Source organism: Acinetobacter sp. LipI_15 (genome assembly GCF_058242865.1).
Genome location: NZ_JBZAYN010000002.1, coordinates 79218 through 94761, shown reverse-complemented (window position 1 = coordinate 94761; position 15544 = coordinate 79218). Strand labels below are relative to the sequence as shown.

11 protein-coding genes and 8 pseudogenes are annotated in these 15544 nt (G+C 35.9%); 15 read left to right on the top strand and 4 right to left on the bottom strand.

The genetic code is table 11. From position 1 onward, the window contains the following. Window positions 1-83 precede the first annotated feature (83 nt). Window positions 84-1230, top strand: a pseudogene (locus tag AC4CU0_RS15525) (IS3 family transposase). A gap of 31 nt (window positions 1231-1261) precedes the next feature. On the opposite strand, the pseudogene AC4CU0_RS15520 reads toward AC4CU0_RS15525, so the two are convergent. Beyond that, window positions 1262-1453: pseudogene (locus tag AC4CU0_RS15520) on the bottom strand (hypothetical protein); the annotation flags it as partial. 11 nt (window positions 1454-1464) lie between these two features. Between AC4CU0_RS15520 and AC4CU0_RS15515 the strand changes: the two are divergent. The 5 genes and pseudogenes from AC4CU0_RS15515 to AC4CU0_RS15495 form a co-directional block, all read left to right on the top strand. After that, window positions 1465-2175: pseudogene (locus AC4CU0_RS15515) on the top strand (RHS repeat-associated core domain-containing protein); the annotation flags it as partial. Window positions 2176-2384: 209 nt separating this feature from the next. Continuing rightward, window positions 2385-2765 carry a hypothetical protein gene (locus AC4CU0_RS15510; protein WP_180184099.1) on the top strand — a complete coding sequence of 127 codons (381 nt, stop codon included), beginning with the start codon at window positions 2385-2387 and terminating at the stop codon, window positions 2763-2765. A 15-nt stretch (window positions 2766-2780) separates the two neighbouring features. Further along, window positions 2781-3659: a tetratricopeptide repeat protein gene (locus tag AC4CU0_RS15505; protein WP_163146125.1), complete on the top strand. Its 879-nt coding sequence runs from the start codon at window positions 2781-2783 to the stop codon at window positions 3657-3659. Window positions 3660-3702: 43 nt separating this feature from the next. Beyond that, entirely contained in the window at window positions 3703-4446 is a 744-nt protein-coding gene (locus AC4CU0_RS15500; protein ID WP_490747097.1) for a tetratricopeptide repeat protein, read from the top strand. 604 nt (window positions 4447-5050) lie between these two features. Then, a complete protein-coding gene (locus tag AC4CU0_RS15495; protein WP_180036306.1) occupies window positions 5051-5554 on the top strand; it encodes a tetratricopeptide repeat protein in 504 nt (167 codons plus the stop codon). Window positions 5555-5620: 66 nt separating this feature from the next. Here the strand turns inward: AC4CU0_RS15495 and AC4CU0_RS15490 are convergent, their stop codons facing one another. After that, window positions 5621-6568: an IS5 family transposase gene (locus tag AC4CU0_RS15490; RefSeq protein WP_490743524.1), complete on the bottom strand. Its 948-nt coding sequence runs from the start codon at window positions 6566-6568 to the stop codon at window positions 5621-5623. 513 nt (window positions 6569-7081) lie between these two features. Between AC4CU0_RS15490 and AC4CU0_RS15485 the strand changes: the two are divergent. Both AC4CU0_RS15485 and AC4CU0_RS15480 read left to right on the top strand, forming a co-directional pair. Further along, window positions 7082-7297: pseudogene (locus AC4CU0_RS15485) on the top strand (RHS repeat-associated core domain-containing protein); the annotation flags it as partial. A 492-nt stretch (window positions 7298-7789) separates the two neighbouring features. Continuing rightward, window positions 7790-8128: a hypothetical protein gene (locus tag AC4CU0_RS15480; RefSeq protein ID WP_180036296.1), complete on the top strand. Its 339-nt coding sequence runs from the start codon at window positions 7790-7792 to the stop codon at window positions 8126-8128. Between the two features lie 549 nt (window positions 8129-8677). On the opposite strand, the pseudogene AC4CU0_RS15475 reads toward AC4CU0_RS15480, so the two are convergent. Continuing rightward, window positions 8678-9640: pseudogene (locus AC4CU0_RS15475) on the bottom strand (IS5 family transposase). Between the two features lie 41 nt (window positions 9641-9681). Here AC4CU0_RS15475 and AC4CU0_RS15470 point away from each other — a divergent pair. Together AC4CU0_RS15470 and AC4CU0_RS15465 are read left to right on the top strand one after the other, a co-directional pair. Then, window positions 9682-9894 carry a hypothetical protein gene (locus tag AC4CU0_RS15470; protein WP_490747096.1) on the top strand — a complete coding sequence of 71 codons (213 nt, stop codon included), beginning with the start codon at window positions 9682-9684 and terminating at the stop codon, window positions 9892-9894. Window positions 9895-10069: 175 nt separating this feature from the next. Further along, window positions 10070-10525, top strand: coding sequence for a hypothetical protein (locus tag AC4CU0_RS15465; protein ID WP_490747095.1), 456 nt, complete (start codon window positions 10070-10072; stop codon window positions 10523-10525). Between the two features lie 149 nt (window positions 10526-10674). On the opposite strand, the pseudogene AC4CU0_RS15460 reads toward AC4CU0_RS15465, so the two are convergent. Next, a pseudogene (locus AC4CU0_RS15460) lies at window positions 10675-11621 on the bottom strand (IS5 family transposase). Window positions 11622-11790: 169 nt separating this feature from the next. Here AC4CU0_RS15460 and AC4CU0_RS15455 point away from each other — a divergent pair. From AC4CU0_RS15455 to AC4CU0_RS15435, 5 genes and pseudogenes are all read left to right on the top strand, one after another. Next, window positions 11791-12768, top strand: a pseudogene (locus AC4CU0_RS15455) (RHS repeat domain-containing protein); the annotation flags it as partial. A 548-nt stretch (window positions 12769-13316) separates the two neighbouring features. Beyond that, window positions 13317-13487: a hypothetical protein gene (locus AC4CU0_RS15450; protein WP_490743554.1), complete on the top strand. Its 171-nt coding sequence runs from the start codon at window positions 13317-13319 to the stop codon at window positions 13485-13487. A 90-nt stretch (window positions 13488-13577) separates the two neighbouring features. Continuing rightward, complete coding sequence (locus tag AC4CU0_RS15445) at window positions 13578-13835, top strand: hypothetical protein (RefSeq protein WP_180036159.1); 258 nt, start codon at window positions 13578-13580, stop codon at window positions 13833-13835. A 121-nt stretch (window positions 13836-13956) separates the two neighbouring features. Further along, window positions 13957-14304 (top strand): annotated as a pseudogene (locus tag AC4CU0_RS15440) (RHS repeat-associated core domain-containing protein); the annotation flags it as partial. Window positions 14305-14690: 386 nt separating this feature from the next. Next, window positions 14691-15164, top strand: a complete 474-nt coding sequence (locus tag AC4CU0_RS15435; RefSeq protein WP_180036158.1) for a hypothetical protein — start codon at window positions 14691-14693, stop codon at window positions 15162-15164. Window positions 15165-15544: the final 380 nt, after the last annotated feature.

Genomic DNA, 15544 nt, shown 5'->3' with positions numbered 1-15544 from the left:
TGGATCAGGAAATTTGAACAACACTTATAAGTGATATTTTGCTCCCCAAATGATGTTATAAACATCAATATATGGAGTATTTTATGGCACGTAGACCAAGAAGAAATCATTCAAACGACTTTAAGGCTAAGGTAGCACTTGCTGCGATCAAAGCAGAAAAAACACTTGCTGAATTGAGTTCTGAGTTTGATGTTCATCAAAACCAAATTATTGACTGGAAAAATCAATTGATCTCAGCTTCCTCACAAGCTTTCGATCAATCAAAAGCTCCATCAGAACCTCCCATTGATCTTAAAAAGTTACATGCAAAAATCGGTGAGCAGGCATTAGAAATTGATTTTTTAGAAGGTGTGTTGAAGAAACTGGGCCGCTTCAACCACAAAAGTTAATCGATCACTCACTTCAGATTTCAGTATCTAAACAAGCTAAGTTACTGAAAGTCTCTCGTGGTTGTTATTATTATCGCCCAAAACCTGTTAGCTCATCAGATCTGAAGCTGATGCGATGTATTGATGAATTACATATGCAATATCCTTTTGCAGGCAGTCGTATGATGCGTGATTTGTTGAATCGTCAAGGGCATCATATAGGACGACGTCATACACGTACTTTAATGAAGAAAATGGGTATTCAGGCGTTATATTGCAAACCAAATTTAAGCCAGGCTAATCAAGCTCACCGTAAATATCCATATCTGCTCAAAGGATTGGCTATTCAGCGCAGTAATCAAGTGTGGTCTACGGATATAACGTATATCCCTATGGCAAAAGGCTTTGTTTATTTATGTGCTGTGATTGATTGGCATAGCCGCAAGGTACTTGCGCATAGGGTATCGATTAGTATGGAGGTGGATTTTTGTATTTCGGCTTTAAATGAAGCGATTGAAAAATATGGATCACCTGAAATATTGAATACAGACCAAGGCAGTCAGTTCACCAGTGATGCATTTATTGATGTATTGAAATCAAATGGCATTCAAATCAGTATGGATGGTAAAGGTCGATGGGTAGATAATGTGATGGTTGAACGATTATGGCGGAGCGTTAAATATGAAGAGGTGTATCTCAAAGCTTATAGCAGTGTCACAGATGCGAAAAAGCAATTGAGTGCATATTTTGAGTTTTATAATCTGAAACGACCTCATTCGAGTCTAGACATGAGAAGCACTGCTTCGCAAGGCTAAATGAGTTTTACTATGATCAGCTACCCCAACAAAACAAGGTGGCTTAACTAGAGCGGAATATCACTTATAAATACGCTTTTAGTTGTTCAAACATGTGGGACCACCTCTGCCTGACCATTTTTTCCAAAGCGATCTACCTAGCTGTTTGACTGTTTTTAATAACTCGTTCCGCGCTACTGACTTCGCTTGCTGATCTTTCCACGGCTTTGCATTCTTCCTAGGTGGAATGATCGCATGTGCATCTCGATCTAAAATGACTTGTCTGCATTGAAAGCAGCCCTGCAGGCAAAACATTAAAACTGACATGAGATAACCTGAATAGATTGATTTGCAGTGATCATCAGGGTCAGGTGACTGAATATGGTTATGATGTATTTGGACGACGCGTATTTAAGAAAAACCAAAATGCGCAAACCCTGACTATATTTGGCTGGGATGGTGACTTGATGATTTGGGAGTCACAGCAATCTAATAAATTAGACGAAAACTACACTAAGCATTATGTCTATGAACCACAGAGTTTTGTACCACTACTGCAAACAAGCTATACAGGGTTTATCAAGCTTTTAGAAACGCCTGACTATGCCCAATTTCAGCATCAGGATTATTCGGTTTATAAAGATCCGATTTGGAAAACAGAAACCCGAAAGAATAAAGCTGAGTTGGAACGAGTTGCTTTTTATCACTGTGACCAAGTGGGTACGCCACAAAAATTGACTAATGAGTTAGGTGAGTGTGTTTGGGAAATAAAACAGGATGCATGGGGTGAAGCTATAGAAATAAAAGCCACTAATGCATTGCTTGAAGACACTAATATTCGTTTCCAAGGCCAATATTACGATGACGAAACTGGCTTACATTATAACCGTTACCGTTATTATGAGCCGTATAGTGCAAGATATGTAAGTAAAGACCCGATTGGATTGTTTGGTGGGTTGAATAACTCTTCGTATGTGAGTGATCCGAATCAGTGGGTTGATCCGATGGGGTTAACTGAATGGACTGGTTCAAGTTATCAAGTTAGTGTTCTTGCCGGAACAGGAATTAAATATGATTTAAGATCCCAATGCCTAAATAATGAAAGAGGTGTCGCATCAATAGTTGTTGGTGGTGGCTCATATGGGCGGGGGGGCACTTTAGGAGCGGCAGGAAGTAGATCAGTAACTTTTCATGACCATATGATGGTGTTTATAAAGACGCATTGAATGGTGGGTGGGGAGATGTAAGTGCTAGTGTTGTATTATTTAGAGGTATAGGTTTTGGTAAAACTGGTTTAGGTGAAGCATCTAGTGATGGCTTAATGTCGACATATGATAGAGGAGTCGCTGCTAGTGCTGGAGTTTCAAGTGGACATGTTATACCTAGTTTATCTAGCTATAAGGTTGAAGCTTGTTTTACAAATGACCCACGTGGGCCCATTTGTAATGGTCGAAATGGTAGATGTGAAAAAAGTGTACCTAAACCAAAGCCTCGATCATATATCGATCCCAAAACCATTCCTGAGTATGATCCTCGCTCTCATGCACATATTCCGCCAAATAATGTCAACATTAATGACATTTTTAACAAAATGAGTTTTTAAGAGGTTATGTACAAAATGCTGAAAAAGAAATTATTAGTGAGTCTAGCTGTAAGTATATGTATTACTGCTTGTAATGCTTCAAATACATCATCTGATTTAAATATGACATTTGAACAAGCTGAGCAGTTAAGATCACAAGCAGAAGCTGCACCATCAAACTCTGATGAAAAGAAAGAATATTATAAAAGACTCGAACCTATTTATGAAAACTTGGCAAAAGAGGGTAATAGTGATGCTCAACTAATATTGGCAGATATTTATTTTAAAGCGCTGAGTGGAACTTATGATACTAAAAAATCATTTGAGTGGACAAAAAAATCGGCAGATAATGGAAATGTCTCCGCTATGTATAATACTGGTTTTAAGTACTACACTGGAACTGGAGTTCAAAAAAGTATAGAAAATGCAAAAAAATATTATCTTAAAGCTGCTAAGTTGAATGATGTTGATGCAATGGGCTCTATAGGCTCTATTTATATTGAAGAAGGAAATATTGAAGAAGGGTTAAATTATTTAAAAAGTGCAGCCGAAAAAAATGATGCTCTTTCATTATTTGAGTTAGGGTTGATATATTGCGAAGGTGTGGTTGTTAAACAAGACTATAAAATTTGTAATAATTACTGGGAAAAATCTGCATCATTAAATAATGCTGAGGCTGCTTTAAATTTGGGTATTAATTTGATAAATAGTAATGGTATCACTAAAGATGTGGATCGAGCTATTAAGTATTTTGAATTAGCTAGTAAAATGAGTAAAGGACAAGCATCTTATAACTTAGGGGTCATATATTCATCTCCAGATTATAATAAGTTAAATGAAAGTTTATCTCAATTTTACTTTAATAAAGCATATGAGCAAGGCATCTCAAGTGCTAAAGAAAAGATAAAACAGTAAGTATTCAAATAATTTTCTGTAATTTATAAGAGATAGCATAATAATGCTCAAAAATAAAGTTCTGTTTATTGCCGCTATAAGCATTGTTATATGTAGCTTAATTGCTTGTACAAATTTGAATAAACAGGACAAGTTCCCTACGCTCGAGGAAGAGTGTAAATTAGCAGGAAGTAGTAGTAAGCAGTGTGAAATTCTTAATTTAAAAGATTTATCCTTAGATGAAAAAGAGAATCTAATGGGATGGGTCTATCTAAATGGGTTAGATAATATCAAACCTAATTATGATAAAGCTTACTATTGGTTTGAAAAGGCTGCAAAAGCTAATAACCATGAAGCTATAAATTCATTAGGTATGATTTATTTTGCTGGGTTAGGAAAAGATAAGGATTTTCAAAAGGCTGAAGAATGTTTTTTAGAAGCAAATAGGTATGGTAACAAAGATGCTAAATTGAACTTGGCAGAACTATATAGAGTTAAAGATTTTGGTCGATCACCAGATTTTGAAAAAGCAGAGCGTTGGTATTTATTAGGAGTCCAAGATAATCCTTCACGGGCATATGAGGGGTTATCAAAAATGTACTTGGATCAGGAAAACTATGAAAAGGCATTTAGTTTCTCTGGAAAAGCTGCTGAACTAGGTAATCCTGAAGCACAATATAATTTAGGGGTTTTCTTTGAGCAAGGCGTGTATGTAAAAAAAGATAAAAAGCAAGCTGAGTTTTGGTATGAAAAAGCAGCTAAGCAAGGACATTTGAACGCAATTAATAATTTAAATATTCTTAGATAAAAATAAATGGAAAGGCTTCATTATGTAATCATTTTTATAATAATGAAGCTTTATTTTCCGGGGTTATATGAAAAGATACTGTTTGATAGGTTTTTTAAATAAAATTATTTTCTTGTTTTTGTAACTAAAGAGAAAAGTATTAGCAGGTTTTTTTATTTCTTACCAATTATAGTCATTTATTAAAAAGTAAAATAACTGAAAATAAGGAGAAATAAATGAAAGAAATACTTTTACTAGCAATTTTATTGGGGTTAACTGGGTGTAGTGATAATGACCAAAAAAGCAGTGTGCAAGAAAATATAACTCAGCATGCTGAGTAGCAGTACCAGCATTAGCTAATTATAGTTTACCTGCCTCACCATAAGCATTTTCGATGGGTGGGTAGTCTATACTAATACAAGTCCTGTCGGCGCATCTACATTATTGGATGAAGCAAAAGACCGCTGCATTAGTTATGCCTAATGCAACTCAAGTGGCAAATGTACTGAAATGAAGCGATTACAAGAACTGGGGAAAAGATATCAAGAAGAAAATCCTGTGTATTTAAATGTACCTCCGAGTTCTCAATGGTTTCCGTCAAGTTTTTAATTTTTGGAGTTAGTAAATGAAATATTCTTATTCTATCTTTTTCAGCCTATTGATGGTAAGTGGTTGTAGTAATGGTACATCAACGAATACACTTCCTGATTCAGAAAAGATTACATCAACGGAGCAAGATTCATATCAAAAAATACAGAAATATTCTGAAGCTGGCGATAAGGAAAATTATTTAAAACTTTTAGAAACGTCTGCTGAAAGTGGGGATGTAATTGCCCAAAATGAATTGGCTGGATTATATGCATTTGGTGAGGGCGTACCAAAAAGTGGAGAGAAATTTATTTATTGGTCAGAGTTAGCTGCATCTAAGGGGTCTTCACTTGCTCAACTTAATTTAGGTACAGCCTATTTTTTTGGAACTAATGGAGTAACTCAAGATTTGGTAAAAGCAGAAAAGTGGCTAACACTTGCTGCAAGTAATAATGAAGAAATTGCTAAAAGTTATTTACAGAAAATAAAAAATAATGAAATACCAGATGATACAAAACTTCTTATGGAGAGTGATAAGTAGTTTGGTCTATTTACGGCTTTGTTGCACAAAGATTTGAAATGCAAAACGCCCTTAATTGAGCCAAATTTAAGGCGTAACTTGGGTAAGTGGTCGACCTAATTCCGTAAATCTGTTGAGGACTGCTACACGTGCATGAATCTCATTCACCTGACTAGGAAAGCTTCTTGCCATTAATTTATCGCCTAATAATTTGATGCAATGCATCTTGGTTTCCACCAAACTTCGGCAATGATAGCCGGACCATTTTTTCCATAATGTCCTGCCTGAGAAGCACTGCTTCGCAAGATTAACCGTTCGAAGTAATTCATTTCGCGCTAGCGAGCTGATCTTTGTATCTTTCCATGGTTTCGCATTTTTTCTAGGTGGAATCACCGCATGCGCTTGCCGATCTGCAATGACCTGACGACATTGTTTGGTGTCATAAGCTCCATCGGTATAAACAGAGTCAATCTGCTCATCTTGTGGAATCTGATCGAGTAAATCACCAAGCACTTGTGAATCACTCACATTATTTGTAGTGAGTTGAATGGCGCGTATTTGAAGGGTTTCAGCATCTATACCAATATGAAGTTTACGCCATTGGCGACGATATTCAGGTCCATGTTTCTTCCTTTTCCATTCACCTTCACCTAAAAACTTTAGACCGGTAGAGTCTACCAGCAAGTTAAGCCCACCACTGCTTTTTTGATAATTAATCGCAATATCAATATGTTTTTGTCTTCTGCAAAGCGTACTGTAATCTGGTGCGGTCCAATTTAATCCACAAAGTTTAATCAGACTTTGCACAAAGCCAGTGACCATACGTAAAGATAGACGGAATAAGGATTTAATCATTAAGCAGCATTGGATAGCTACGTCGGAGTAGGTTTGATTTCGCCCTTGTTTGCCTTTTGATGGAGCATACCATTGCGTAGCAGGATCAAACCAAATGGCAATATTTCCGCGACTCATGAGTGCTCGGTTATATGCGGGCCAATTGGTTGTGCGGTAGATTTTGTGTGTAGGCTTCTTCATTTGAAAATTATATCGCTGAAAAAGCCTTTACAGATAGGTTTGTGCAACAAAGCCGTTGGATATATAAATGATGAAATTCATGCAAAGACCCTAGTCCAAACTATAATAATTCCATTTTTTAGTTTAAGTGGGATCGTGAAAGATGAAATTAAAATAGTAGTACAACAAACAATTAATGGACATAAGCTTATAGGCCTTTTAGCACATGCTAGGGTTAAAACTTTTACTTAATACATCATTAATAAGCTTTAGGTCAGAGAGTATCGCAGCTAGGTGTAAAACAATCACTTGGCACACTTAAAAACTTTGCTAAATTGGCTAAAGCATCAGTTGTAGGAATAGTTTGTGTGACTTTGGGTGAAATTATGGAGTACATAGCAGGTGATGATACTGATATATGCACATTAATGGGGGGATTAATTGCTGGATGGAGTAAAATTTTGTTATCGACAGCTTTTTTCTGCGCAATTGTTGCTGCAATAAGCTTACTAATACCACTTGCACCATTCGCTAGAGATTAAGACTAGTGACAATTTATTAGAGCAAACAAGTATTCGTTTTCAAGGGCAATATTACGATAGTGAAACTGGATTACATTATAACCGTTACCGTTATTATGAGCCGTTTAGTGCAAGGTATGTGAGTAAAGATCCGATTGGACTATTTGGTGGATTAAATAATTCTGCTTATGTCAGTGATCCGAATCTGTGGGTCGATCAATTGGGATTAACTCCCTTAAATGCTGCTGGTGCTGCATATGGCTGCATAGCTGGTGCTGTTGGTGGTTATACAACAGGAGAGTGGAAAGGTGCTGCAATTGGGTGTGTTGCAGGAGGTGCAGTGGGGGCTGTAAATCCTTGGGCATCACATGCTGTAGGTGCAGCAGGAGGTGCAGGAGTTTCTTCAGTGCTGGGTCAAGGTGTGGGATTATTTGCTGCGAAGAAGGAAGTTGCGAATATGTGTAATTATGATGCTGGTGCTGTAGTAGGAGCTATGGTTGGTGGTGGCATTGGAGGATCTGTGAATAAGGCAGTAATTCAAAGGGCTCCATATATGAGAGTAGATTTGATGAATAAACCATTGGGTACTTCTGGAATTAATCGAACTCCAGGCAAACTAGCAGGGGCATTACTAGAGGGTAAAATAACAGGTGCTGGTGAATTAATGGGTACTGGGAAAATAACCTTGCCATCTTGTGCAAAATAATTAGTGAGATAGTTAATGATTTGGTTTAAAACGGCTATGTTTTTCTTGTTATATATGATTTATATGATTTTAATTTTAAATTTTTATGCTAAAGCTTTAATTAAAGTAAGTATACTTGGTCATTTTTTTAAAGTGGTATTTAGTTCTTTATTATATTTACTGTTTGCTATTGCTTTTATTTTTCCTTTTTTTCATATTCATGAGTTTGTAGATGATTTCCATATATATTTTGATCAAAACAATATTTATTTTGCTTTTACTTTGATTTCTTTTGCATTAGTTTGTAGTTTTTCAATAATTTATTTTAATAAAAAATTTGTTCCTAAGTTAAAAGCTTTGGGGTATTTTAAATGATTGATGCGTGCTGAAATAACAGGAGACTTCCACTTAGGAAATTTTAGGCTGCTAGCTCACTGGTTCTGTCGCTAAAAATAACTTGAGTTAGATTCCAAGGTGAATAGAGAATATCTAACAGATCAAACTTTAGATGGAAATTCATTTGGTTTTCCTTGTGGAGTTGCTGTCGGTGCTGATGTGCCTGTTTCGAGTGGTGAAGTTCAAGTAAATACAGGAGCTTATATCCACACCTAGTTTAACGTATTTTGACTTTTCACACAGTAAATTAATAGGAAATACTAAAGATACCGAGCTTTATGCAATTAGATTAATGCGCTCTTTTGGAGGGCTATAATATGAAATTATTCTTAATGATTACAGTAATTTTTTTCTTATGTAGTTGTGAAAAGAATAAAATAGAAAGAGGGCAGATCTTAAGTCAGTTGAAAAATGAAGTGAATAAAAGCGAAGCATTATATTTGAATGAAATGAGCTTAATTTTTTCAGATTATAATTGCTTTGTTGCACAAACATTCAAAAGCTAAACTTTCCCCAAGTTATCTAAATTTAAGTGACAACTTGGGTGTGAGGTCCGCCCAACTCCGTAAATTTATTTAATACTGCCACACGTGCATGCATCTCATTGACTTGGCTTTTGAAATTCCTTGTACTAAGCCAATCACCTGAGAAGTACTGCTTCGTAAGATTTGATGCAATGCATCTTGGTTTCTACCAAACTTCGGCGATGATAGCCTGACCATTTTTTCCATAGTGTCCTGCCTGAGAAGCACTGCTTCGCAAGATTAACAGTACGAAGTAATTCATTTCGCTCTAGCGAGCTGGTCTTTGTATCTTTCCAAGGTTTCGCATTTTTTCTTGGTGGAATCACCGCATGCGCTTGTCGGTCTGCGATTACCTGGCGGCATTGCTTGGTGTCATAAGCCCCATCTGTATAGACGGAGTCAATCTGTTCTTCTTGTGGAATCTGATCCCGTAAATCACCAAGCACCTGTGAATCACTCACATTGTTGGTTGTGAGCTAAATAGCGCGTATTTGAAGGGTTTCAGCATCGATACCAATATGTAATTTACGCCATTGGCGACGATATTCAGGCTGATGTTTTTTACGTTTCCATTCGCCTTCACCTAAAAACTTTAAGCCAGTAGAATCAACGAGTAGATGGAGACCATTACTGCTTTTTTGATAGTTAATTGCAATATCAATATGCTTTTGTCTTCTAAAATAGTGGAATAATCTGGGGCTGTCCAATCTAATCTATAAAGATGAATGAGACTTTGAACAAAGCCTCTGACCATACGTAAAGACAGACGGAATAGAGATTTAATCATCAGACAGCATTGGATAGCTGCGTCGGAGTCGGTTTGATTTCGCCCTTGTTTGCCTTTTGATGGAGCATACCATTGCGTAGCAGGATCAAACCAAATGGCAATATTTCCGCGACTCATGAGTGCTCGGTTATATGCGGGCCAATTGGTTGTGCGATAGATTTTGTGTGTAGGCTTCTTCATTTGAAAATTATATCGCTGAAAAAGCCTTTACAGATAAGTTTGTGCAACAAAGCCTGATGGGGCGTATATTTAATGGTCAAGGCTCAAATTACACAGAAATTACAGATAACTTTATTCAAGGAGCATCTTTATCTGGAAATGCTGGTGCATTAATTAAGTTTGGGGGAAGTACCGTTGTAAATAAAGATATGGTAGCGAATACTATAAATGGAAAACAACCATTTGCATTTGAGTTAGGTATTGGTACACCATGATGGGATCTAAGTTTCGGAGGAGTAAGTGACAAAAACTTATCTCCTGTAGACTATTTGAAAAAAATAAATAGAGAAGTGGAAGCAAAAGAAATAGAACGTATTCTTAATAAGGCACCTGAAGGGGCTAGTATAGGGAATGTTCTTGATCAATGGCATAAATCTTTTTGAGGTTAAAATGAAATTATTATTAATTTTTATATTATTCTGTAGTGTTCTGCAGGTAGGATGCATTACCAATGAAAAAGAATATAATGGTAGGTTTTCTAAAGATTTAAAAGAAATTTTTAATGATGGCTATGTTGTTGAATCATATGGTGGTAATTCATACTATAATATGGTTACCTTAAGTTTGGAAAAGAAAAATTTTTCAAATGAAAGGTTTGATAAAACAATAAAAAAAATTTTAAATAATGGATGGTATTTAAACTACATAATAGATAATAAATATTGGGTTTTTTGTAGGGGTAAAAATGAATCTATAAGAGTTTTATATCCCAACCAACAGGTATTAAAAGATAGGGAGGGTAATTATTTCCGGGATGATTTAGATAATAATAGGGTGTATGTTTGGGTTGCTTTCTATAAAGATGTTGATAGAAATAAGCAATTAACTGGTTGTCCAATTGATTGATTTTAATTTTAGCTAATGGTTTTTTAATAGTAACATAAAAAATTAAGAAATTTAAGGGAGTTGATTGCATGATTAAGTTTGAGGATATATTTTACACTGGCTTTGTTGCACAAAGATTTGAAATACAAAGCCCCCTAATTGAGCCAAATTTAAGGCGTAACTTGGGTAAGTGGTCGACCTAATTCCGTAAATCTGTTGAGGACTGCTACACGTGCATGAATTTCATTGACTTGGCTATCAAATTTTCTTGCACTGAGTTTATCCCCCAATAATTTGATGCAATGCATCTTAGTTTCGACCAAACTTCGGCAATGATAGCCGGACCATTTTTTCCATAATGTCCTGCCTGAGAAGCACTGCTTCGCAAGATTAACAGTACGAAGTAATTCATTTCGCGCTAGCGAGCTGGTCTTTGTATCTTTCCAAGGTTTCGCATTTTTTCTTGGAGGAATCACCGCATGCGCTTGCCGATCTGCAATGATCTGACGGCATTGCTTGGTGTCATAAGCGCCATCGGTATAAACAGAGTCAATCTGCTCATCTTGTGGAATCTGATCGAGTAAGTCACCAAGTACCTGTGAATCACTGACATTATTGGTTGTGAGCTGAATAGCACGTATTTGCAGAGTTTCAGCATCTATCCCAATATGAAGTTTTCTCCATTGGCGACGATATTCAGGCTGATGTTTCTTTCGTTTCCATTCGCCCTCACCTAGAAACCTCATGCCTGTAGAGTCTATGAGTAGATGCAGCCCATCGCTACTTTTTTGGTAGCTGATTGCAATATCAATATGCTTTTGTCTTCTGCAAAGCGTACTGTAATCTGGTGCGGTCCAATTTAATCCACAAAGTTTAATCAGACTTTGCACAAAGCCAGTGACAATACTAAAGATAGACGGAATAAGGATTTAATCATTAAGCAGCATTGGATAGCTGCGTCGGAGTAGGTTTGATTTCGCCCTTGTTTGCCTTTTGATGGAGCATACCATTGCGTAGCAGGATCAAACCAAATGGCAATATTTCCGCGACTCATGAGTGCTCGGTTATATGCGGGCCAATTGGTTGTGCGATAGATTTTGTGTGTAGGCTTCTTCATTTGAAAATTATATCGCTGAAAAAGCCTTTACAGATAGGTTTGTGCAACAAAGCCTGTAGAAACTGCTAAAGTTGAAGCCGCACTTGTTGGTGGAGCTGCTGGGACATTTACAGGTAGAGTCCTTTATATGGCCGTTAGCATAAATCCATATGCTAGAGCGGGGCAGGATGATCAAAATTATCTACTCACGCAGGTGGATAACAGCCATTTAGGCAAGCTGAATTATCAATATGATGCGGTTGGCCGTTTGATACAGAGTCAAAGTGTGCATAAAACGGAAAGCTTTACTTTTGACCCTGCGGGGAATTTAATTGACCCGATTGCCACGCAGGCATCTCAAGTGAAAAGTAATTTGATCGCTCAATATCAGGGTAAAAACTATAAATACGATGCGCAAGGCAATGTGATTGAAAGCAGCCATGCAGGTAAAACATTAAAACTGACGTGGGATAACCTGAACCGTTTGATCCAAAGTGAGCTTAATGGTCAGGCGACTGAATATGGTTATGATGTATTTGGAAGGCGTTTATACAAGAAAAATCAAAATGCGCAAACCCTGACCTTATTCGGCTGGGACGGTGACCTGATGATTTGGGAGTCACAGCAATCTAATGACGTTGAAGAAAACTACACTAAGCATTATGTCTATGAACCGCAGAGTTTTGTACCGCTGCTGCAAACGGGTTATATAGGATTTATTAAATTAATTGAAACACCAGACTACTCAAGGTTCCAAACAGAACCTTATTCCATCTATAAAGACCCTGTATGGAAAGTAAAAACGAGAAAGAATAAAGCAGAGTTAGAACGCGTTATGTTTTATCATTGTGATCAAGTGGGTACACCACAAACACTCAGTAATGAGTTAGGTGAGTGCGTTTGGGAAATCAAACAGGATACATGGGGCATTTATTTAGAGATCAAAGCGAGTGAAAACTCACTTGAAAAAACCAATATCCGATTCCAAGGACAATATTACGATAGTGAAACAGGATTGCACTATAACCGTTATCGTTATTATGAGCCATATAGTGCAAGGTATTTGAGTAAGGATCCAATAGGCTTGTTTGGGGGAGAAAATAACAGTAGTTATGTAAGTGATCCGAATCAGTGGGTAGATCCGATGGGGTTGATGGGTGGGAAAGATAATGGATTATTTTGGTTAACTGATTCTGCCAGCGAGGAAGGCAACAATCAAATTAAGAATATGGTGCAGCAATCTAGAAAAAAATCAAATAATAAAACTCAACTAGAATTAATACAAAGTGATGGAGAAAGAGGGAGGATTATAAGAGCAAAGATGCCTGCTGTAAGTTCTACAGAAAGTCAAAGGAATGATTTTCCTGTAATCAATAATAGTAAAGTTAGCAGTAACGGTGGAGTATTAGCAAAATTACTTCCAAATACTATGTCACCTTTGGCTAAAGATCCGCAACTCGCTCAGGATTTAAAGGCTCAAGGTGCTATGAGAAATAAATAACCTAGGAGCAGTAGCCGTAGCGGGTTATGCCCCTTATGCTATTGTAGGTGGAAAAGAGGCAGCACCAGTGGTTTTAAAAGTAGGTCGAGAAGGAATAAAAAGTATACCGAGTTTATCGAAAGCGGTTTTACAAAATGCGAAAAATATATCGGCAACGCCAGTGGGACAGGCTGTGGTAAAAACAACTGGTGGATAGTAGTTTACAAGCAAAAGATATGTATAAATGTAAATGTTTACAATGGGATGGATCTAGATCTTTAGTTGCCGTAGGTACGGGAGCTGCTTTTGGAGCTTGGGGGGAGGCGATGGCACAAACAGCTAAAGTTCCATTTGTTGGTACAACGGGTGTGCCTACAGCCATTGCTGGAAAAATACTGGTGGATTAGTAATTTGGGCAAATCAATTTGCATTACAACAAACATCATCTAGAGCAATTAATAGTAGTACCTCTGATGATAAGAAGCAGGATAAATAAAATGTTAACAATTCTAGTTGAAGTAATTTTATCATTTTTTATATCCAATTATGAATCTGAAAATTATCCTTATCTAGCAGGTTTTATAAAGGGAATAGTTTTAGGTATATCAGCTTTCCTCTTGGGGATGTTGATTGATGTTATTAATGATAAAGTTATGGAAACACATTTGATAATATTATATTTCATTACTTGCATTGGTATAGGAATAATAGGAGGGCTATTTTTTATGTTTTTTACTTGGTTCACTAAAAAATAATACTAATAACATAAACGCTTGGTGTGACGGTTTTAAAAGCATAAAGGAACCGATTAACTGCACAAAAGACATAAATTTGATCTACAGTTACTTGTAAAAATAGAGCTAAACTTTAGCTGATTCCTTTTATCACTGTGACCAAATTGGAACACCGCAGACTTTAACAAATGAGTTAGGTGAATGTATATGGGAAATTAAGCAAGATACATGGGGCACAGCTTTAGAGATTAAGACTAGTGACAATTTATTAGAGCAAACAAGTATTCGCTTCCAAGGACAGTATTATGATGGAGAGACTGGCTTACATTATAACCGTTGCCGTTATTATGAGCCTGAGAAATTTTAAAGCACTACTTTAAAATTACGAAAGGCAAGGTATGTAAGTAAAGACCCTATAGGATTGTTTGGTGGTTTAAATAATTCTTCGTATGTAAAAGACCCGAATCAATGGGTTGATCCGATGGGGTTATGGTCGGCTACTAATGAAAAAATTGAAGAATTAGCAGATAAATAAAGTATTTCTTCGTTTGCTAAGTAGATTGCCCGAAGTACCAAGAAAAATAGGCTATCATGCAATAGATTTAGGTGGACAAGGTTTATTTAGATTAAAGGAAATGTTATGAAATATTTTTTTATATTTTTAATGAGTAGGTTTACTTTTATATCTGCTTGACATCAATCAAAAAAAATAACTGTTAATGTAAATAACCTGAGTTTGTTAAACAATAAGCAGAAAGTGGTTGCCTATATTGGAATTGAGATGGGTGGCGGTAGCCCAAGAATTGATATGTCGGAAGGTGTAATTTCAAGTCAGCGTATTTATCAAATTGAATTTTTAAATAAGGCTAATAGAAAATGATTATTTCAAAACTAATTCTATTATTAATGAGTATTTTTATATTAGTATCTTGTATAAATACAAAAGTTACTAAAGAAGGGGAATACTTTAAAACAATTAATTATAAATTCTTTAAAGATTTTAAACCCAATGAAGAAGTCTTAATAGATAAAATTGATAATAAATATTCAGTGATTCAAATAAATAAGTCTGACCTTTCTTTAAGTGATTTTACACAAATTGATAATAAATTAAAAAAAGATGGGTGGAGAAAAATATCAGCTAAAAATAATTTTTTTGAATATTGTTTTGGTGAGAAAATTTATTTGGGTGCACTATTTCCAGAAAAAGAAAAATATAGAAATTTTGCAGGTAATGAGGTTTTACCATTTAATCAAAAAAAATGGCTAGTCATTTTGTCTTATAGTGAAGGAAAAGTAAATTATTGCCGCAATGATGAATTGGAAAATATAGAGTTGGAGTATTTGTGATAACTTATTTATAATTTTTTTAATAGGTTTATTTGACTTTATTAATTAGATAAAAATTTTAAAGATAGGTTATCCATGAGTTAATCTTATTCAAGTATTAACTTGGGTATGAGGTCGGTCTAATTCTGTGTATTTGTTTAACATGGCTATAAGTGTATGGATTTCATTAGGATGACTGGGCTTTGTTGCATAAATATGTAAGCATCTGATTTAAATAAATTTAATTTTGGATCAAAAAATAATCAAAACTTTTAAAATCATATAGTTATGAAATCTTTGTGCAACAAAGCCTTTTGATAGCGAACTTGAGAATTGGTGTAGTAAATCAGCTTTTGGTTTAGATAAAAGTAAATTTAAGAATATATTGGAGGAGGATAAGG